Genomic DNA, 17,303 nt, shown 5'->3' with positions numbered 1-17,303 from the left:
AGCGCGGGGGTTTCCCGGCAAGAGGCCCAGTCACCAGCGGTCTCGCCGGGCAAGTGCGGCGCGCACCCGCCGCCATTTGCCCTGCTCGAAGCTCTGCGCATAGCGCCAGGCGCGATCCTCTTCCATGGCGGCAAACTGCTCAGCTTGCTCTCCATAGCGTTCGATCAGGTCATCGGCCAGCTTTTCAATCTCGGCGGGCGGGATGAACAGCGGCCGGATTCGCCTTTGCCATTCGCTGGAAAGAACCACGCCTCCGGCAAACACAGCAATGGCGATGTAAGGGAGATACACTGAAGGGATCGACATAGCCTGACACCACGAAACGAAGGCTTATAAGACGCCATATTGTACATGGACCCGTGGTTCGTGTCAGGAACAATCTGTTCCTATGGAATCATTCGCATTGAACCTCAAGCGACGCGCGCAGCAACTTGGTCTCTCAAATGCCGAGGTGGCACGGCGCGCCGGCCTGACGGAACGCCGCTACGGAAATTATATCACCGGGCGCCGGGAGCCCGATCTGTCAACCCTGGTGAAGATCGCTGCCGTTCTGCAATCAACGCCCGGTGAGCTCTTATCAGCGCCTGTGTCCGAGACGGCGGACAACAGAGTGGCCCTGCTCGATCGCCTCGCCGCCGCTGCCGATATCATGACTGACGGCGACCTGGAGGCAGCCGTCGCACAGGCTGAAGCGGTCATAAACCTGCGCCGAAGGTGAAACCTGCTGAGAGATTTTCTGAAGCCGATAGCCGTTAGTGGGAACGCGCAGGCAGGCTCCGTCTATGCCCAGCCAGACCCCTAAGGCCGTTCTCAAGACACATGCTCTGACCGCTGGCGGAATCCCGCTCACACATCAGTTCGGCACATCGGGAGGCTTCTGTCTCAGCCTGCAGACGGATGACGACCTGATGGATCGGCGCCGCCAGATCGCAGGCGGTCCATTGCCGACCAAGCCTGGGCCACCTAAGAGGCACGGCAAAGATCCGGTTGGCGCGGCTGGACAGGTTGCTGACCGGTCTTCACAAGACAAAGAAGTGCAGAATTTTGCTGAAATCTCTGAAAAAAATGGTGCCCGGAGGCGGATTTGAACCACCGACACGCGGATTTTCAATCCGCTGCTCTACCAACTGAGCTATCCGGGCATCCTGGCTCTGAGAGGAGCCTTGGACCCTCTTTCGAGGATCACCGGGGCTTCAATCCCCGGGAGCGAGCGGGGTTATAACATCTTGCTCGGCCATGGCAAGCGCCTTTCGGCACTTTTTTGACAGTCCGGTGAAATACCCCCTCAACCCCTAGAAATCATTGACGAAAAAGGCGCAAGTCCGGCATTGGCACCGGGCTTTTCCAAGCGCTTAAGGGCTAGTCTTCGCTCCACTCGGCCTTGGCTTCATCATCGGCAACGGGAATGGCATAGCTGCCGTTCAGCCAGCGCGACAGATCGAGCGTGCGGCAGCGATCGGAGCAGAAGGGATAATGGTCGCGCTGTGATGCCTTGCCGCATTCGGGGCATGGCCGGCTCTTGCGAAGCGGCTCCACCTTGGCGCCGGGTGCGATTGGAAGTGCCATCGGATCAACCCTCCGACCAGTGCATTGCGACGTCGAACCCCTCTCCGTTCAAGAGCAGGGCGGTTTCATAAAGCGGCAGGCCGACCACATTGCTGTAGGAGCCCGTCAGCTTCTGCACGAAGCTGCCGGCAATGCCCTGAATGGCATAGGCGCCAGCCTTGCCGCGCCATTGATCGCAGCCGAGATAGGCTTCGATCTCACGCGCGGACAAGCGCTTGAAGCGCACTTTCGTCTCCACCACTTTCTGGCGGAACTGGCCGCCCGGCGTGATAAGGCAGACACCGGTATAGACCCAGTGGCCGCGCCCGGACAAAAGGTGCAGCGCGGCGGAAGCCTCTTCCATGAACTCCGTCTTGGGGAGGATGCGCCGGCCCACCGCCACGACCGTATCGGCCGAGAGAATATAGCTGTTGCGCCAGGCGAGATCGCCATTGATGACCGAGAGCGCGGCCTCGGCCTTTTCCGTCGACAGACGGCGGGCGAGCGAACGCGGATGCTCCGATCTCTTCGGTGTCTCGTCAATGTCCATCGGCATCAGCCGTGCTGGCTTGATCCCAATCTGATTCAGAAGATCAAGGCGCCGCGGCGAGCCGGAGGCCAGGATGAGCTGTTGATCCCGGGACATGAATTTTCCTGAAAAGAGCGCCGGCCAGGCGAGTGAACGAATTTGACATTTGATGCCCGTCTCCTGCGACCTTGAGGATCAAATGTCAAATTCGACGAGTCCACTCGAATCATAAACTGCTCGGGGTCCCGGAGATTTCGACATTTGCTCTTACGGGTGCTGCAAACGGGAGCACATGTCAAAATCAGACCACTCGCGCCGAACTGCCTTACTTGAAGCGATAGGTAATGCGACCCTTGGTCAGGTCGTAGGGGGTCATTTCGACGAGAACCTTGTCACCTGCCAGAACGCGGATGCGGTTCTTGCGCATGCGTCCCGCCGTATGAGCAATGATTTCATGTTCGTTTTCGAGCTTGACTCGGAACGTCGCATTGGGCAGCAATTCGGTTACGACGCCCGGGAATTCAAGGACTTCTTCTTTCGCCATCTAGAGCATGTCTTTCTGTGGTTGATCGATCGGTGTGGCCAGACTGTGGCCTGAACCCTGCAAAATTGCGCGGAAACTACACGTTTGCCGCACGTTTGTGAACCTTCCTTCATACCGATTCTTTTGCCCGGCCCGGCACCGCATTTTCGCCCCGCTCAAACGGTCTGCGGCCCCTGAAGACGGGCCCGGCCGAAGCGGTCTTCAATGCGGCGCCAGAGCTCATCGCGCACGCCGCGATAGGCATCCAGAACCTGTTCCCGCGTGCCCGTCTCGACGGTCGGATCAAAGGTCGGCCAGTAGACCACCTCCACGGCATGGGAGCGGGTCAGTTCCAGCGCCTGGTGATGGGCTTCCGGCGAGAGCGTCACGATGAGATCGAAATAATCATCTTCCAGTTCCTCCAGCGTGCGGGGCTGGTGCTTCTTCGGCGCAGAGAGGCCGATTTCCTGAAGCACAACCTCGACAAAGGGGTCCGGATCACCGGCGCGGACGCCAGCGGACTGGATATATATATCGGGCGGCAGCAGCCGTTTTGCAATAAGCTCGGCCATGGGCGAGCGAATGGAATTCATGCCGCACATGAACAATATGGCGCCGGGCCTTTCATTCCTGCCTCCGGGGACCGGCCCTTCGCTCATGCTCAGCCCCGCCAGTACAGCACGCAGACCAGTGTAAAAAGCCGGCGCGCCGTATCGAAATCCAGCGCGATCTTGCCCTTCAGCCGCTCCTGCAGCGTCTCCGACCCGTCATTGTGAATGCCGCGACGGCCCATGTCGATCGCCTCGATCTGCGAGGGCGTGGAGGAACGGATCGCCTCGTAATAGCTTTCGCAGATCATGAAATAGTCTTTGATGATGCGGCGAAACGGCGTCAGCGAGAGGATATGGGTGGCGACCGGCTGATCCTGATCGGTGGTGATCGAAAAGACCAGCTTCTGCTCCACCAGAGACAGGGTCAGTCTGTAGGGCCCGCCGTCATGGCCGGAGGGCTCGAACCGGTTTTCCTCGATGAGGTCGAAGATGGCGACGGCCCGCTCATGTTCGACATCCGGCGTGGAACGGCCGATGCTGTCATCCAGCACCACGTCGCACAGCCGGAAGTCGCCTTTGGCCATTGGCTCATCGCCCCTTGTTGAGACGGATCGAGACCGAGCGGGCATGGGCATCCAGCCCTTCCGAACGGGCAAGCGTCACGGCGGCGGGGCCGAGTGCGTTCAATTGATCCGGACCAAGCCGCAGAATGGACGTGCGCTTGACGAAATCCAGGACCGACAGGCCGGAGGAAAAGCGTGCCGAACGCGCCGTCGGCAGAACATGGTTGGAGCCGCCGACATAATCGCCGATGACCTCCGGCGTATGGCGCCCGATGAAGATCGCCCCGGCATTGCGAATGCCGGAAAGCAGCGCATCCGGATCGGCAATGGCGAGCTCCAGATGTTCCGCGGCGATGCGATTGGCCAGCGGCACGGCGTTGGAAAGCGTCTCCACCAGGATGATTGCGCCGAAATCGCGCCAGCTGGCTGCCGCCGTTTCGCTGCGCGACAGGGTCTTCAACTGGCGCTCCACCGCCGCCTCGACCGCTTCGGCAAAGGAGCGGTCGGTCGTGATCAGGATGGATTGCGCGCCGGCATCGTGCTCGGCCTGTGCCAGGAGATCGGCCGCCAGCCAATCGGGATCATTCTGCGCATCGGCAATGACCAGCACTTCCGACGGGCCGGCGATCATGTCGATGCCGACCGTACCGAAGACCTGGCGCTTGGCCGCCGCCACATAGGCATTGCCGGGGCCGACGATCTTGTAGACGGGATCGATGCTTGGCGTGCCATAGGCCAGGGCCGCCACCGCCTGCGCTCCGCCGATCCTGTAGATTTCGCCGACGCCCGCTAGCCTGGCGGCGACGAGCACGGCCGGATTGATGGCGCCGCCCGAAGCCGGGCAGACCATGACGACGCGCTCCACGCCCGCAACACGGGCCGGTACGGCATTCATCAGGACCGAACTCGGATAGCTCGCCGTGCCGCCGGGCACATAGAGTCCCACCGCCTCGATCGCCGTCCAGCGCGATCCAAGGCCGACGCCGATCTGGTCCTCGTAGAAGTCATCCTTCGGCATCTGCCGGGCGTGATGGCGCTCGATGCGCTCGGCAGCGAGCGTCAAGGCCGCGATCACCTCGGGCTCGACCGCATCAAAGGCCGCATCGATCTCGGCCTCCGTAACCCTCACGCCCGTTTCTGACAGATCCACCTTGTCGAATCGCAGGGAATAATCGCGCAAGGCGGCATCGCCGCGCTCGCGCACATCGGCAATGATGGATCGCACGACCGCATTGACGTCCTCGGAGACTTCGCGTTTCGTCGTGAGAAAAGCTGCAAAACGATCCTCGAAATCCGCCGATGCCTGTTCAAGCCAGATTGCCACTGAACCCCGTTTCCCTCACTTAGAAGCCGCGTCTTCCGCCCGAAAGGCCGGATGCGCGCGCTTGAACCCCTTCGGTGAGCCATGACCGCCCGACCTGATCATGCCGGTTCGGGATCATGCTCCACACTCACATTCCGGCCACTTGCCAAACCCACATCCGCAAGCAAGCTGCCGGACCGCCATTCGCAAGCCGGCCCCTGGCGCAGCGGTCAATCGTGCTTGGGCCGGAAATCGGTTTCCCAGGCCCCGCCGGTATCGGCCAATTGCGCCTCTATGCATTCAACGTCCAGACTGATTGCCGCTCCGCCTGCCAGCACCAGCTCGACCTGGCCTTCCGGCCCCTCCCCCCTCGGCTGAAAGCGAATGGCCAGGAGGGAATAGACCTCATCGGCACGGCGTCGATCAAGCCCGAGCGTGCGGACCGCCGCAACCCGCTTGAAGGCGAGGACCGCGCGTCTGCGCTCATAGCCCTTGCTGCCGCGATCCGCCTTTTCCCAGACGAACCGGTTGACCACCAGGGAGAACTGCCCCCGCTTCGGCACCCAATCCATATCCCCCGGCTTGAAGACACTGTCCTGCATATGAGCGGACAGGATCTGCAGGTCCTCCGCATCCAGCGCCAACAGCTTCAAATCCGTCATCTGAACCACCTCGTGCTGTCGGCTGCAGCCCTGCTGCAGCCGTCTTTCGCGTCAATCCAAGCAGATAGGATGGGAGAGGCCCGGACGCAACAGGCGATGCTCAGTCGCTGACGCGCTGGACATTGGCGCCACAGCGGTTCAGCTTCTCTTCCAGACGCTCGAAGCCGCGATCCAGGTGATAGACGCGGTTGACGATGGTCTCGCCTTCGGCGGCGAGGCCGGCAATCACCAGCGATACGGAAGCGCGAAGGTCGGTTGCCATGACCGGCGCGCCCTTCAGCCGCGGCACGCCTTCGACCCGTGCCATCTGGCCGGACAGCGAGATGCGCGCGCCAAGGCGTGCCAGTTCCTGCACATGCATGAAGCGGTTCTCGAAAATGGTTTCCGTAATATGGGAAACGCCCCCGGCGCGCGTCATCAGCGCCATGAATTGCGCCTGAAGATCCGTGGGGAAACCGGGAAAGGGTTCGGTCACCACGTCGACGGGCTGGATTCCGTTGCGGTTGCGCACGATGCGAAGGCCGCTTTCGGTCTCCGTGATCTCGGCCCCTGCCTGCCGGAGCGTATCCAGGGCATTGTCCAGAAGCGCGGCATCCGTGCCCTGCAGCGTCACATCGCCACCGGTCATCGCGACGGCCATGGCATAGGTGCCGGTTTCGATGCGATCCGGCAGAACCCGGTGCCGGGCACCCGACAGCGAGGTGACGCCTTCTACGGTGATCACTCTGGTGCCGGCGCCGGAGATCCGCGCACCCATGGCATTCAGGCAATTGGCGAGATCGACCACTTCCGGCTCGCGGGCGGCGTTGTCGATCACCGTCGTTCCCTTGGCCAGCGTTGCCGCCATCATCATCACATGGGTGGCGCCCACCGAGACCTTGGGAAAACTGTAGTGGCTGCCGACGAGGCCGCCCTGCGGCGCCGTGGCGTTCACATAGCCGCCATCGATTTCGATATTGGCGCCAAGCGCTGCCAATCCCTCCAGGAAGAGATCGACCGGCCGGGTTCCAATGGCGCAGCCGCCCGGCAGGGAGACCCGCGCCCGCCCTTCCCGCGCCAGTAGCGGTCCGATCACCCAGAAGCTCGCCCGCATTTTCGAGACGAGTTCGTAAGGGGCGGTGGTGTCGGCAATGGTGCGGCAGGTGAAGTGGATGGTGCGCGAATAGCCATCCTCCTGGCGTTCGCGACGGCCATTGACGGCGATATCCACGCCATGATTGCCGAGAATGCGCATCAGGCCTTCGACATCGGCAAGATGCGGCACATTCTCCAGCGTCAGCGTGTCGCTGGTCAAGAGCGATGCAATCATCAACGGCAGCGCGGCATTCTTGGCGCCGGAGATGGGGATGATGCCGCGCAGCTCGTTACCGCCGGTAATCTTGATGCGATCCATTGCATGACCACGGGCGTTTTCACCCGCCTTTCCTTGTTCAAGCACGAAAGACGGCGTCTTTAGACGATATCCCCGGCCACTTCAATTCAATGCCCGGCGCCTTGCGCGAGCCGGACAGGACAATAAATGCGCCTTTTCGGCTCACGTCGGCGACATGGCGACCGGAAAGATCACGCCGGTGATTCGTCCGCCTTGGCGGCAGGCAGGCCGGAGGTGGGATCCTCCTCGCCTGCGCGGCGGGCCCGCGACTGCTGCTTGCGCCGCATCAGGTTCTCGCGCAGCTTCTGCGCTGCGCGCGCCCGGCGCTGCTGCGCTGCGGCCTCCTGACGCGCCTTGCGCTCAGCCTTTTGCGTGCTCGATTCGTTTGATTCACTCATGTTTTTGTCATAGCCGAAATAGGAGGAAAGCCAAAGAGGCGACGGCAAATCACCATTTCAGCGCAGAACTTCAAATTTGCGGCTTGCGCTCCCGGATAAGCTATGGCAGAAGCCCGCTCACCGCAGCGCGAACAACAAACCAGTCGCGCCAATGCTGCCGTAGCTCAGTGGTAGAGCACTCCCTTGGTAAGGGAGAGGTCGGTGGTTCAATCCCACTCGGCAGCACCATTTCTTCAGAGAAAAAGAGCATCAGGCCAGACGGCTCCGCCCCTTAGGCGACGGCCGAACGAGAATGTGCAAGGCTTTTCGGCTTACGCTGGCCGCTTCCAATCTCACCCTGTACGAGACGAAGATCTTGCGTCCGGCCCCGCGCATCTCCGCCTCAACCGCAGCCTGGATCTACAGCATGGACCCGCAACATGGAGCCACAGCATGGACCCACAGCATGGACCCTCAGGGCGGATCCATGACGTCGATCGTCCGCACGGGTCTGCGGACCGTCACAAGTCTGTCGCACAAATCGGGCAGTGCTGCGGGCCTGTCCTCCCTGACATGTCGTCGATCCGAACAGACATCCTGCCGCAAAGACCTGTGCCCATGCTTTCCCCCGATTCCGCGCTGCGCCTGCCTTCGATTGCCTCCGACCGTCTGATCCTGCTTGCCCGGGCCGCGGTGGATGGCGGGGCTCTGGCCAAGTCCGCCCTCAGGCGCCGCTATGGTGGCGAGCTGGTGGCCAAAGGCCCGCGCGATTTCGTGACGGCGGTCGATGTGGCGGTGGAGGAGCTGATCGTGGCACGATTGCGATCGGATTTTCCAGACCACGCCATCAGCGGCGAGGAGGCCGTCGGCAATCTGGAAGCGGCTGAGGACGCACCCTGCATTCACATCGATCCGATTGACGGCACGACGAATTACGCCTGGGGCATCCCGCATTTCGGCCTGACCATCGCAATTTCGGAGGGCGGCAAGATCACCTGCGGGGTCGTGTTCGACGTCATGCAGGACGAGCTGTTCGTCGCCGAACGCGGAAAGGGCGCCTTTCTCAACGGCGAGAGACTTCTTTGCCGCCCGCTCTCGACGGTGGAGGAAGCGCTGATCGGCGCTGGCCTGCCCATTCCGGGCCAGGTCCGGAGCGTGACGGAAGACCGGTATTTCCACGCCCTCCGGCGCCTGATGGCACAGACAGCCGGCGTGCGGCGATTGGGATCAGCCGCCTTGTCGCTGGCCTATGTCGCGGCCGGCCGGCTGGACGGCTTTTTCGAAGACGGCTTGTCCCTGCACGATTACGGCGCCTCCTGCCTGGTGATCGAGGAAGCGGGCGGAATGGTGACGGGCTTCGGCGGCGGGCCGATCAGCCGGAATGGCGATGTCCTGGCCTCCAATGGCGGCATGCATGCCTGGCTGCTGGAGGGCTTGGCTGGCCCCTGATCAGGTCTGCGTGACCCTCAGGATACGGCGCGCCGCCTTAAGCAGACCTGCATTGGCCGGCCAACGCTTCGTCCGCTTAGCTTACTGTTTGACGCAGGTTCCGGTCGCAAAACCGTGGGACACTTTTCCGGAACCTGCTCAGGCTGGCACCGGCTTCAGGGTTTCTGAACCCGCTTTGCCGCCCGCACCGGTGGTGTCGGCCTTGGTCGCTTCTTCCATGCTGCTTCTGATCAGAAGGGCATTGTTCCGGTAAAGAGCGAAATCGGATGCGACAAGACTGACGTGATCGCCCCTCTGCCAGCGGCTGTCCGGCGCGGTCATCGTCTTGATGCGTGTTTGGTCGGAAAGTTCGACATCGACCATGATATGACTGCCGAAATCGGTCACTCGGGTCACAGTCGCCGCGTCAGGCGACAGCGATCGTGCCAGCCGAAGCGCTTCCGGGCGCAGGGCAAGCACAGCCGGTCCATCCTGCACCGCGACTGGCAGCGGGAAATCCGAATGGTGGAAGCGCCCGGCTTCGACATTGGCGGCGAGGAAATTCATCTGCCCGATGAAGCCTGCGACGAATTGCGTGCGCGGATGGCGGTACAGGAGATCCGGCGCATCGACCTGCTCGCAGCGCCCGTCGCGCAGCACGACGATGCGATCGGCCATGGCAAGCGCTTCATCCTGGCCATGCGTCACGAAGAGGGTGGTGATGCGAAGCCTCTGCTGGATATCGCGCACCTCCTCCCGCAGGCGCTCGCGAAGATGCTGGTCGAGGCTGGCGAAGGGCTCGTCGAGCAGCAGGATTTTGGGCTCCAGCACCAGCGACCGGGCGAGCGCCACGCGCTGCTGCTGCCCGCCGGACAATTGGAAGGTCTGCCGATGGCCATAGCCGCCAAGGCCGACAAGCTCCAGGGCGTGATCGACCTTGCGTCTGATCTCGCTGCGCGGCAGGCCGCGCAGTTTCAGCCCGAAGGCGATATTGTTGAAGACGTTCATGTGGCTCCACAAAGCATGGCTCTGGAATACCATGCCGGTCGGTCGCCGCTCCGGCGGCAGGCGCGTGACCTCCTGCCCGTCAATGCGCACCGTGCCGGATGTCGGCTGTTCGAAGCCGCCGATCATCCGCAGAATGGTCGATTTGCCCGAGCCGGAAGGTCCCAGCAGGCAGACCAGTTCGCCATCCGCCACGTCGAGGGAAAAATCATCGACCGCCGGCGTGCCGGCGAAGGATTTGCGGAGATTATCGACCTTCAGTCTGGCCATTGTCATACCTCTTTTGGAGCCTCTTTCGGGCCTCTCTCAGGACCCCTTTCGGAGCCCCCATTTCAGGGCTGTGCGCCGGATCAGGCGCCGAAGCCCTTGGCAAACGATCCCGTTCCGATGACCCGGCGGGCGAAGACCAGGGCGATGACGGACGGTATCCAGAGGATCACGGACAAAACCGCACCATATTGGATGACGATCTGGTTGTTGATGAAGCTGATCATCAGCACCGGCATGGTACGGATCTGCGGTGCGCCGATCAGCCAGGCACCTTCCGTCTCATAGAATGTCGAGACGAATGTCAGCAGAACGGCGGCGAAAATGGTCGGCCCTGCCTGCGGCAAGGTGATCGACCAGAAGACCCGCAAGGGCCCCGCCCCGACATCGCGGGCCGCCTCTTCCATGCGCCGGTCGACGGCCTGGAAGGCAGCGACCGGGATCCAGATCATCAGCATCAGCGTACCGACCAGCTGGATCAAGACAACGCCCCAGAAGGTGGCGATCAAGTTCAACTGCAGGAAGATCGCGGCAATCGCCACCAGCAGGCCGAACTTCGGGAAGGCATGCGAGGCGAGGAAGGAGAGGAAGAACAGGTCCCGGCCGGGAAAGCGCATGCGCGCAAAGGCATAGGCCGCGGGCAGGCAGATGAGGGCGGACAAGGCGGTGACTGTGGCCGACAGCCTGAGGCTGATGAACAGCGCATCCCAGACATCGGCGCGCGAGAGCGTCTGGTTCCAGAAGCGCAGGCCGAATTTCTGCGGCACCACCGCGGGATAGCGCCAGACCTCGGTGAAGGCCCAGGTGAAGACGACGAGAAGCGGCACTGCAATCACAATCGCCAGGAGGAGGACGAAGGCGAGGCCGGTCCAGTCGAAGCGGCCGGATGTGGAGGAGAAGGTCCGGATCATCGGCTCTGGCTCTTTTGATTGCGCGCGATCGACCAGACGTAGAAAAGGCCGAAGAACAGGCAGAAGACGAAGGAGATGACGGCCTGGGTCTTGGCGTTCAGCGGATCATAGAGATCGGTGAAGGTGCGCAGCATGAAAGGCCCCATCATTTCCGGCGAGGCCGGCCCCAGCACGTAAGGCAGCGTGAAGGCGGAAAATATGCCAAGCACGGTGAAGGAGATGGTGACGAGGATGGAGTTTCCCATGCGCGGCAGGATGATGTGCCAGAAGACCCGCAGCGGCCCGGCGCCGATATCGCGCGCCGCCTCGATCGACGCCGTGCTTATGCCCGATAATCCCGCCGTCAGCATCAGGACGGTGAGCGGAAGATTATCCCAGACAAGGCCGATCACGGGACCCCAGGGGGTCAGATAAGGAGAGGGCAGCTTGGGCAGGCCCAGAGCGTTGAGGAGGATATCGACCGTGCCATTCGGCCCGATTGTCCGGATCAGCGCATAGGACAGGATGACCGAGGGCACGAACATCGGGAAAATGGCAAGGCTCTGCACCAGATCGGCGAAGCGGCTGGTGGAAAAACGCAGATAGAGCGCGATCGGCAGGCCGACGAGCAGCAAGAGGATGGCGCAGATGCCGGTGGTCCAGAGCGTCAGCGCCAGATTGGCGCGGCTATACGGATCGGCAAAGAAGAACCGGTAGGTCGCGGTGCTGAAGGCCAGGCCATCCGGCCCTGCCACGAAGAGGGTCGAGACGATGGCCGACAGGATCGGATAGAGGATCAGCCAGCCCACCAGGAAAACCGGAATGGCAACGAGGAGAAGGCCTCTCAGCCTTCTCCCGGTCGCTGCATCGGATCCGCCGGCCGCGGCGGACAGGATTGCCGTCTCTGCCATGATCAGCCGCGTGCGAGGCCGGTCGCCACATTGCGGTACCAGCCGTCATTGATCGCGGCATTCCAGTCGCCGCCCGGGAAGGTCGGGATGGAGGTCGGCACCACATCCTTGTATGTCTCGCGCAGCTCGGCGGGAATATGGTCCCAGCTCACGCCCGGAAAGCCACCGATTTCGGTGATGACGGCCGATTGCATCTCGCTCGACAGCAGGAAATCGGCAAGCTTCAGGGCCGCGACCTTGTTGGCGCCGTTGGAGAACACGGTCAGTCGCGAGAAGCCGCCGCAAAGCGCCAGGTCCGTCAGCTGGACGAGACCCGTCGTGTCCGGCAGAACCCCCTGCGCCATGGCCTGCAGCACCTGGTCCGACCAGACCGGCACCATGGTCACCACGCCCTGCGAGAGCAGCTGGATCGATTGCGTATTGCCGGATGTGTAGGCGCCCTTTTCGTAGAGGTTGGGCGCCAGGTCCTTCAGCGCCGCCCAGGCCGGCATCAGCGTCTTTTCGGCATAATCGGCGGAAAAGTTGGAAAGGGTGAATTTCGACGGATCGCGACCATTCACCTCGTGGATCGCGCGGCGGACAAAGTTGCCGCCGGAGCCGCCCTTGTCCGGCCGGTTGTAGATGAACTGGCCGGGATTGTTCTGGATCCAGGCCACCAGCTGCACCCAGCTCTTCGGGGCGTCCTTCGGATCCAGCTTGGTCTTGTCATAGGCGAGAAGGACCTGCGAACCGCGATAGGGCAATTGCTGCGGCATGTCGACCGCGGCACGATTGACCTTGCCGTAACTCGGCACATTCTCCGCCGAGAAGGCGACCCAAAGGCCGGCCTCGACGCCGCCTGCCGGCAGTCTTGCGTCGAAACTCTCGAACATGTCGGCCTGCGGATCTGTCTTGCCCTTCAGCGCGGCCAAAGCACGGTCGGCAATCGCGCGAAGCCCGCTATCGTCTCCGGCATCGATCAGCTTCACCGTCAGGTCCGGATGGGCCGTCTTGAAGGCCGGGATGATGGTGTTGTTCCAGAAGTCGATGATATTGTTGTCCGAGCCGCTATAGACCTGGATCGTCTTGTCATCGGCAAAGGCGAAGGAAGGAAGGGCGCTGACGGCGGCAACGGCAGAGCCTACCGCCAAAAATTCGCGTCTGTTCATGGGTCTGTCTCCGGCTGTGGGACGTCCGGCCGCTCCGGGGCCGGCAATAACGGCTGCACCCTAGGCAGGCTGAATGACAGTCGGATGATCGTTCGATGACAGTTCCTTGTAATTTGCACAGCTGTGCGAAGTTTTTTGCCACCGGTATTGCCGGTCCTGGCGGCGCGGCTGAAGCGCCCTGAATGTGACCGGACAAGGGTTGCGTTCCGACAGCTGGCCCTCGCGGAATAAGAGTTCGTTAATCGTCCGAGACTATATTTCAGAAGTCGTCTGCCACTCCCAAAGCGGCATGTCGCCTGATCGGTCCGAGCTGCCCCGCAAGGGGTTTGGCAGGGCTTTGACGGCAGCAATCGGCGGCAAGGCGGAATGCGCGACAGGCGGCGCCGCAATATTGTTCAAGCATGGGCCATCATGGCGTGCGAGGAGGTTTCGACAATGAATGCGGTGCAGATGAGCGGTGACGAGGTTCTGGAAATTATCGCCTTTCGGCTGCACGCCCAGGAATTTTGCGTGCGCACCACCTCGATCCGCGAAATTCGCGGCTGGGCTCCGGTTACGCCGCTGCCGCATGCGCCCTATGATGTGATCGGCGTCATGAACCTGCGCGGGACCGTGATCCCGATCGTCGACCTTGCGGTGAAGCTCGGCATGCAGAGCACGGAAGTCAACGAGCGCTCCGCCATCGTCGTCGCCGACATCAATGGCATGACGGTCGGGCTGCTGGTGGATCGGGTATCCGATATCATGACCATCCCGTCCAGCCGGCTTCAGCCGGTTCCCGCCGCGGCCGGTTCGAGCTCGGCCTTCTCGGATGGGCTGATCGCCCATGACAGCGGCATGATCTGCTTCCTCAACCTGGAACGCATGTTCGGCGCAGGCAGTGCAGACGATTGGGGCATGGTCGCCTAGGGTTCAAACCTCGACTTCGATCTGTCGCGGCAAAGGCCGGCAGAATTCACGACAAGGCGTTGCCCGGACGCCTTGGTCGCTGGAGAGACCGATCCATTTTGACGATCTCCCTGAGACTCCTTTCGCAGCGTGCAATCCCTGCGATCAGAAATTTGCCGCCAGCTTGCGATGAATGGCACGCAGGTCGCCATGCTGGCGAACGCTGAGCGAGCGCTCCCAGGCCAGTGCCGTCGCGGCGATATGATCGAGATCGTCATGCTTCGGCGACCAGCCGAGAAGCCGTCGCGCCAAGGTGGAATCGGCAATGACGGCCGCCGGATCGCCCGGACGGCGCGGACCATATTGGATCCCGAACTCCCGCCCTTCGATCCGCTTCACCGATTGCAGAACCTGCAGCACCGAATAGCCGCGCCCATAGCCACAATTGGCGACCAGAGCCTCGCCGCCGCGGCGCAGGTAGGACAAGGCCTTCAGATGCGCCTCCACCAGATCGCTGACATGAATATAGTCGCGAATTCCGGTACCATCCGGCGTCGGATAATCGGTGCCGTAGACGTCGACCGACTGCCGCCTGCCAAGGGCAGCCTCGCAGGCGATCTTGATCAGATGCGTGGCGCCTTCGGTGGAAAGGCCGGTACGCCCGCGCGGATCGGCCCCGGCAACGTTGAAATAGCGCAGGGCCACATAACGGAACTTGTGAGCCCTGGCGGCATCGCGCAGCATCAGTTCCGACATCAGCTTCGACTGGCCATAGGGGTTCTTGGGCACTGTCGGCGCGTTTTCGCGAACCGGTGCATCATCGGGCTGTTCGCCATAAACCGCAGCCGTCGATGAAAAGACGAAATTCTCCACGCCCGCCTTGATGGCGGCATCGGCGAGGAGCGCGGTCTTCGCCGTGTTGTTCTCGTAATAGTCCAGCGGAGCGGCAACCGATTGCGGAACGACGATCGAGCCGGCAAAATGCAGCACGGCATCGATCTGGTTCTCTAAGAAGATCTTCTCCAGCAGCGTCCGGTCGCCGACATCCCCCAGATAGAAGCGCGCGGCATCCGGGACTGCCCAGCGAAAGCCGGTCGACAAGCGGTCGATGACCACCACATCCTCGCCGGCATCCAGCAGGGCCCACACCATGTGGCTGCCGATATAGCCCGCACCTCCGGTTACGAGAACCGCCATGTTCATGCTCCCTGCCATCTTTGTCCGGCAGAAGCAAAACATGGATCTCCTTCACCAGTGCTTACCGCGAAGCCTCAGGCGAAGATCTTGTTTTCCTTAAAGAAAACGATCCCATAACAGAATATCTCGGATTTTACCGACTTGCGTGCGACAGCCTCGTTTCGCAGGTCACAACCTGCTGATGTAATCGCAAAGGCGCTCCGCTGCCTGGCGCACCTGGGCGGGATCGCGCAGGAAGCAGGCTCTCAGGAAGGGAGAGCCGCCGGGTCCGAAGGCCGTTCCGGGCGCCAGGCCGACCTGCGCCTTTTCGACGATATCAAAGGCCGCCTGGCGCGGATCATCGACACCGTCGATCTTCAAGAAGGCGTAGATCGCACCCTCCGGCTTCAGCGTCTGAACCCGGTTGGTGGCCATCAGCGCATCGCAAAGGATGTCACGGGAGGTGCGGGCGCGCTCGATATTGGAGCGGACGAAATCGTCGCCCTGATCGAGTGCGGCGATTGCGCCCCGCTGCATGAAAGGCGCAAGCCCCGAGCTGGAATACTGGATGAGGTTTTCCAGCACCTGACCGATCTGCGCGGGCGCCACAATCCAGCCGACGCGCCAGCCGGTCATGGACCAGTTCTTGGAAAAGGAATTGGCGAAGATGATCCGGTCATCCGCGTCCTTGATGTCGAGGAAGGACGGCGCCCGAACGCCTTCGTAGAAGTAAAGCGCATAGATCTCGTCGGCGATGATCCAGATCCCGTGTTTGCGGGCAAGCGCAAGAATGGCTTCCAGATCGCTCCGCGTCGCAGTCCAGCCGCTAGGATTGGAGGGCGTGTTGATGAACATGGCCCTGGTCGCAGGGGTGATCGCCGCTTCCAGCCGGCCCACATCGAGCGTCCAGCGGCCATCGGCGAAATCGACCGGCACAGGGACGGCCTTGGCGCCGGACACGCCGATGGCGGCCACGATATTCGGCCAGCTGGGCGTGAGATGGATGACCTCGTCGCCCGGCGAGGCAAGAGCCTGGACGCTCAAGGTGATGGCATGCATGCCGGAACTGGTGGCGAAGAAATGATCGCGCGGCAGGGACACGTCGAAATGCCGCTCATAATAGCGGCCCAGCGCATCGCGCAGTTCCGGCAGGCCGCGCTGCCAGGTGTAGAAGGTTTCGCCCGCATCCAGGGCCTGCTTCGTCGCATCGCTGATGAAGGCGGGCGTCGGCAGATCACCCTCGCCGACCCAGAGTGGAATAAGGCCGGGGCGGCCCCGCGCGTAATTGACCAGTTCGACAATGCCGCTTTGCGGGGCGGCGAGCGCGCGGGCGCTGAGACTTTCCATCAGGGTCATGCCAGGTTCTCCATCTGCCGCTTCCATAGCGCATCCCGCAGACGAAATCTCATGAGATTCGGTGCATGGCCTATCGCAATTGGTGATGGATCGGCCAGGCAAAGCCGGGGGATGATCCGGCAAGGCCTGCCGACATTGGCACTGACATTGGCATTGGCACCGGCGCTGGCACTGGCAAGCGGGCAGCCGGCTCTTAGCGGCTCTTCAGGAGATCGCGGATTTCCGTCAGGAGCTGCACATCGGCGGGCGGCGGCGAAGGCTGGGCGGCAGGCGGCTTCTTCTCTTCCTGGAGCCGGATCCGGTTGACCAGCTTGACCATCATGAAGATGATCCAGGCGAGGATCATGAAATTGAGGACGACGGTGATGAAATTGCCATAGGCGAAGACCGCCCCCTGCTCACGCGCGGCGCCAAGACTGGTGGCGGTGACCTTGTCGTTGAGGGCAATGAAATAATTCGAGAAATCGATCCCGCCAATGATCACGCCCACGACCGGCATGACGATGTCGTTGACCAGCGAGTTGACAATACCGGTGAAGGCCCCGCCGATAATGATACCGACGGCAAGATCCACCACGTTGCCCTTTGCAATGAAAGAGCGAAACTCAGCAATCATAGACATGGGGACCCCTTCTGACGAACACGAGATGTTGATGAGGCGAATATAGCTCCGTAGCCGGGCTTGGAAAGACCCATCTCGCCGCCGGCGCCCGCTTCGTCATCCGCATCCTATTCAACTTATTTCCGAGACCGGCTTCGATTTCCAAGCCTTTCGATTTCGCCTATGATCGGCGCTGATGAGCGTAGCT

General features: G+C 62.0%; 20 protein-coding genes and 2 tRNA genes. 4 read left to right on the top strand and 18 right to left on the bottom strand.

The features are described 5' to 3' along the window. Positions 1 to 30: 30 nt before the first annotated feature. Positions 31 to 306: a hypothetical protein gene (locus QTJ18_RS24300; RefSeq protein WP_252753738.1), complete on the bottom strand. Its 276-nt coding sequence runs from the start codon at positions 304 to 306 to the stop codon at positions 31 to 33. 82 nt (positions 307 to 388) lie between these two features. Between QTJ18_RS24300 and QTJ18_RS24295 the strand changes: the two genes are divergently transcribed. Then, on the top strand, positions 389 to 718 hold the full coding sequence (locus QTJ18_RS24295) for a helix-turn-helix domain-containing protein (RefSeq protein WP_252753737.1): 330 nt from the start codon (positions 389 to 391) through the stop codon (positions 716 to 718). Positions 719 to 1,066: 348 nt separating this feature from the next. Here QTJ18_RS24295 and QTJ18_RS24290 read toward each other — a convergent pair. From QTJ18_RS24290 to QTJ18_RS24245, 10 genes are all read right to left on the bottom strand, one after another. Further along, positions 1,067 to 1,142, bottom strand: a tRNA-Phe gene (locus QTJ18_RS24290). Between the two features lie 217 nt (positions 1,143 to 1,359). Beyond that, positions 1,360 to 1,566: a DNA gyrase inhibitor YacG gene (yacG, locus tag QTJ18_RS24285; RefSeq protein WP_252753736.1), complete on the bottom strand. Its 207-nt coding sequence runs from the start codon at positions 1,564 to 1,566 to the stop codon at positions 1,360 to 1,362. A 4-nt stretch (positions 1,567 to 1,570) separates the two neighbouring features. Continuing rightward, positions 1,571 to 2,191, bottom strand: coding sequence for a Maf-like protein (locus QTJ18_RS24280; RefSeq protein WP_252753735.1), 621 nt, complete (start codon positions 2,189 to 2,191; stop codon positions 1,571 to 1,573). 208 nt (positions 2,192 to 2,399) lie between these two features. Further along, a complete protein-coding gene (gene infA / locus QTJ18_RS24275; protein ID WP_004435948.1) occupies positions 2,400 to 2,618 on the bottom strand; it encodes a translation initiation factor IF-1 in 219 nt (72 codons plus the stop codon). Positions 2,619 to 2,773: 155 nt separating this feature from the next. Next, positions 2,774 to 3,256 carry an arsenate-mycothiol transferase ArsC gene (locus tag QTJ18_RS24270; protein ID WP_252753734.1) on the bottom strand — a complete coding sequence of 161 codons (483 nt, stop codon included), beginning with the start codon at positions 3,254 to 3,256 and terminating at the stop codon, positions 2,774 to 2,776. 2 nt (positions 3,257 to 3,258) lie between these two features. Next, positions 3,259 to 3,732, bottom strand: coding sequence for a UPF0262 family protein (locus QTJ18_RS24265; RefSeq protein WP_252753733.1), 474 nt, complete (start codon positions 3,730 to 3,732; stop codon positions 3,259 to 3,261). 4 nt (positions 3,733 to 3,736) lie between these two features. Beyond that, the gene (gene hisD / locus QTJ18_RS24260) at positions 3,737 to 5,035 is read right to left on the bottom strand and encodes a histidinol dehydrogenase (RefSeq protein ID WP_252753732.1); all 1,299 of its coding nucleotides are present in this window, start codon (positions 5,033 to 5,035) and stop codon (positions 3,737 to 3,739) included. A 209-nt stretch (positions 5,036 to 5,244) separates the two neighbouring features. Beyond that, positions 5,245 to 5,676: a DUF2948 family protein gene (locus QTJ18_RS24255; protein WP_252753731.1), complete on the bottom strand. Its 432-nt coding sequence runs from the start codon at positions 5,674 to 5,676 to the stop codon at positions 5,245 to 5,247. 100 nt (positions 5,677 to 5,776) lie between these two features. Then, positions 5,777 to 7,069 (bottom strand): UDP-N-acetylglucosamine 1-carboxyvinyltransferase, encoded by a 1,293-nt coding sequence (gene murA, locus QTJ18_RS24250; RefSeq protein ID WP_252753730.1) that lies wholly within the window; start codon positions 7,067 to 7,069, stop codon positions 5,777 to 5,779. A 170-nt stretch (positions 7,070 to 7,239) separates the two neighbouring features. Beyond that, entirely contained in the window at positions 7,240 to 7,446 is a 207-nt protein-coding gene (locus QTJ18_RS24245; RefSeq protein WP_252753729.1) for a hypothetical protein, read from the bottom strand. A 153-nt stretch (positions 7,447 to 7,599) separates the two neighbouring features. Between QTJ18_RS24245 and QTJ18_RS24240 the strand changes: the two genes are divergently transcribed. Both QTJ18_RS24240 and QTJ18_RS24235 read left to right on the top strand, forming a co-directional pair. After that, positions 7,600 to 7,674 (top strand) — tRNA-Thr (locus QTJ18_RS24240). A 369-nt stretch (positions 7,675 to 8,043) separates the two neighbouring features. Next, positions 8,044 to 8,874, top strand: a complete 831-nt coding sequence (locus QTJ18_RS24235; RefSeq protein ID WP_252753728.1) for an inositol monophosphatase family protein — start codon at positions 8,044 to 8,046, stop codon at positions 8,872 to 8,874. Between the two features lie 138 nt (positions 8,875 to 9,012). Here the strand turns inward: QTJ18_RS24235 and QTJ18_RS24230 are convergent, their stop codons facing one another. The 4 genes from QTJ18_RS24230 to QTJ18_RS24215 form a co-directional block, all read right to left on the bottom strand. Next, positions 9,013 to 10,128 carry an ABC transporter ATP-binding protein gene (locus QTJ18_RS24230; protein ID WP_252753727.1) on the bottom strand — a complete coding sequence of 372 codons (1,116 nt, stop codon included), beginning with the start codon at positions 10,126 to 10,128 and terminating at the stop codon, positions 9,013 to 9,015. A gap of 80 nt (positions 10,129 to 10,208) precedes the next feature. Continuing rightward, positions 10,209 to 11,036, bottom strand: coding sequence for an ABC transporter permease (locus QTJ18_RS24225; protein ID WP_252753726.1), 828 nt, complete (start codon positions 11,034 to 11,036; stop codon positions 10,209 to 10,211). Then, positions 11,033 to 11,929 carry an ABC transporter permease gene (locus QTJ18_RS24220; RefSeq protein ID WP_489667239.1) on the bottom strand — a complete coding sequence of 299 codons (897 nt, stop codon included), beginning with the start codon at positions 11,927 to 11,929 and terminating at the stop codon, positions 11,033 to 11,035. The genes QTJ18_RS24225 and QTJ18_RS24220 overlap by 4 nt, the downstream gene beginning before the upstream one ends. Beyond that, entirely contained in the window at positions 11,929 to 13,074 is a 1,146-nt protein-coding gene (locus QTJ18_RS24215; RefSeq protein ID WP_252753724.1) for an extracellular solute-binding protein, read from the bottom strand. Before QTJ18_RS24215 ends, QTJ18_RS24220 begins: the two co-directional genes overlap by 1 nt. A 435-nt stretch (positions 13,075 to 13,509) precedes the next feature. Here QTJ18_RS24215 and QTJ18_RS24210 point away from each other — a divergent pair, with 435 nt between their 5' ends. Continuing rightward, positions 13,510 to 13,983, top strand: a complete 474-nt coding sequence (locus QTJ18_RS24210; RefSeq protein WP_252753723.1) for a chemotaxis protein CheW — start codon at positions 13,510 to 13,512, stop codon at positions 13,981 to 13,983. A gap of 144 nt (positions 13,984 to 14,127) precedes the next feature. Here QTJ18_RS24210 and galE read toward each other — a convergent pair whose 3' ends face one another. From galE to mscL, 3 genes are all read right to left on the bottom strand, one after another. After that, positions 14,128 to 15,159 (bottom strand): UDP-glucose 4-epimerase GalE, encoded by a 1,032-nt coding sequence (galE, locus tag QTJ18_RS24205; protein WP_252753722.1) that lies wholly within the window; start codon positions 15,157 to 15,159, stop codon positions 14,128 to 14,130. 168 nt (positions 15,160 to 15,327) lie between these two features. After that, positions 15,328 to 16,494, bottom strand: coding sequence for a pyridoxal phosphate-dependent aminotransferase (locus QTJ18_RS24200; protein WP_252753721.1), 1,167 nt, complete (start codon positions 16,492 to 16,494; stop codon positions 15,328 to 15,330). Between the two features lie 193 nt (positions 16,495 to 16,687). Beyond that, positions 16,688 to 17,110, bottom strand: coding sequence for a large conductance mechanosensitive channel protein MscL (mscL, locus tag QTJ18_RS24195; RefSeq protein WP_252753945.1), 423 nt, complete (start codon positions 17,108 to 17,110; stop codon positions 16,688 to 16,690). Positions 17,111 to 17,303: the final 193 nt, after the last annotated feature.

The sequence above is a fragment of the Rhizobium sp. SSA_523 genome (assembly GCF_030435705.1).
Classification (GTDB): domain Bacteria; phylum Pseudomonadota; class Alphaproteobacteria; order Rhizobiales; family Rhizobiaceae; genus Neorhizobium.
Note: the sequence above shows the minus strand (reverse complement) of the source record. Positions and strands in the feature narration are given on the sequence as shown.

Coding starts and splice junctions, on each gene's coding strand:
- QTJ18_RS24300 (WP_252753738.1), bottom strand. CDS start 306: ATGTCGATCCCTTCAGTGTATCTCCCTTACATCGCCATTGCTGTGTTT.
- QTJ18_RS24295 (WP_252753737.1), top strand. CDS start 389: ATGGAATCATTCGCATTGAACCTCAAGCGACGCGCGCAGCAACTTGGT.
- yacG (WP_252753736.1), bottom strand. CDS start 1,566: ATGGCACTTCCAATCGCACCCGGCGCCAAGGTGGAGCCGCTTCGCAAG.
- QTJ18_RS24280 (WP_252753735.1), bottom strand. CDS start 2,191: ATGTCCCGGGATCAACAGCTCATCCTGGCCTCCGGCTCGCCGCGGCGC.
- infA (WP_004435948.1), bottom strand. CDS start 2,618: ATGGCGAAAGAAGAAGTCCTTGAATTCCCGGGCGTCGTAACCGAATTG.
- QTJ18_RS24270 (WP_252753734.1), bottom strand. CDS start 3,256: ATGAGCGAAGGGCCGGTCCCCGGAGGCAGGAATGAAAGGCCCGGCGCC.
- QTJ18_RS24265 (WP_252753733.1), bottom strand. CDS start 3,732: ATGGCCAAAGGCGACTTCCGGCTGTGCGACGTGGTGCTGGATGACAGC.
- QTJ18_RS24255 (WP_252753731.1), bottom strand. CDS start 5,676: ATGACGGATTTGAAGCTGTTGGCGCTGGATGCGGAGGACCTGCAGATC.
- murA (WP_252753730.1), bottom strand. CDS start 7,069: ATGGATCGCATCAAGATTACCGGCGGTAACGAGCTGCGCGGCATCATC.
- QTJ18_RS24245 (WP_252753729.1), bottom strand. CDS start 7,446: ATGAGTGAATCAAACGAATCGAGCACGCAAAAGGCTGAGCGCAAGGCG.
- QTJ18_RS24235 (WP_252753728.1), top strand. CDS start 8,044: ATGCTTTCCCCCGATTCCGCGCTGCGCCTGCCTTCGATTGCCTCCGAC.
- QTJ18_RS24230 (WP_252753727.1), bottom strand. CDS start 10,128: ATGGCCAGACTGAAGGTCGATAATCTCCGCAAATCCTTCGCCGGCACG.
- QTJ18_RS24225 (WP_252753726.1), bottom strand. CDS start 11,036: ATGATCCGGACCTTCTCCTCCACATCCGGCCGCTTCGACTGGACCGGC.
- QTJ18_RS24215 (WP_252753724.1), bottom strand. CDS start 13,074: ATGAACAGACGCGAATTTTTGGCGGTAGGCTCTGCCGTTGCCGCCGTC.
- QTJ18_RS24210 (WP_252753723.1), top strand. CDS start 13,510: ATGAATGCGGTGCAGATGAGCGGTGACGAGGTTCTGGAAATTATCGCC.
- galE (WP_252753722.1), bottom strand. CDS start 15,159: ATGGCGGTTCTCGTAACCGGAGGTGCGGGCTATATCGGCAGCCACATG.
- QTJ18_RS24200 (WP_252753721.1), bottom strand. CDS start 16,494: ATGACCCTGATGGAAAGTCTCAGCGCCCGCGCGCTCGCCGCCCCGCAA.
- mscL (WP_252753945.1), bottom strand. CDS start 17,110: ATGATTGCTGAGTTTCGCTCTTTCATTGCAAAGGGCAACGTGGTGGAT.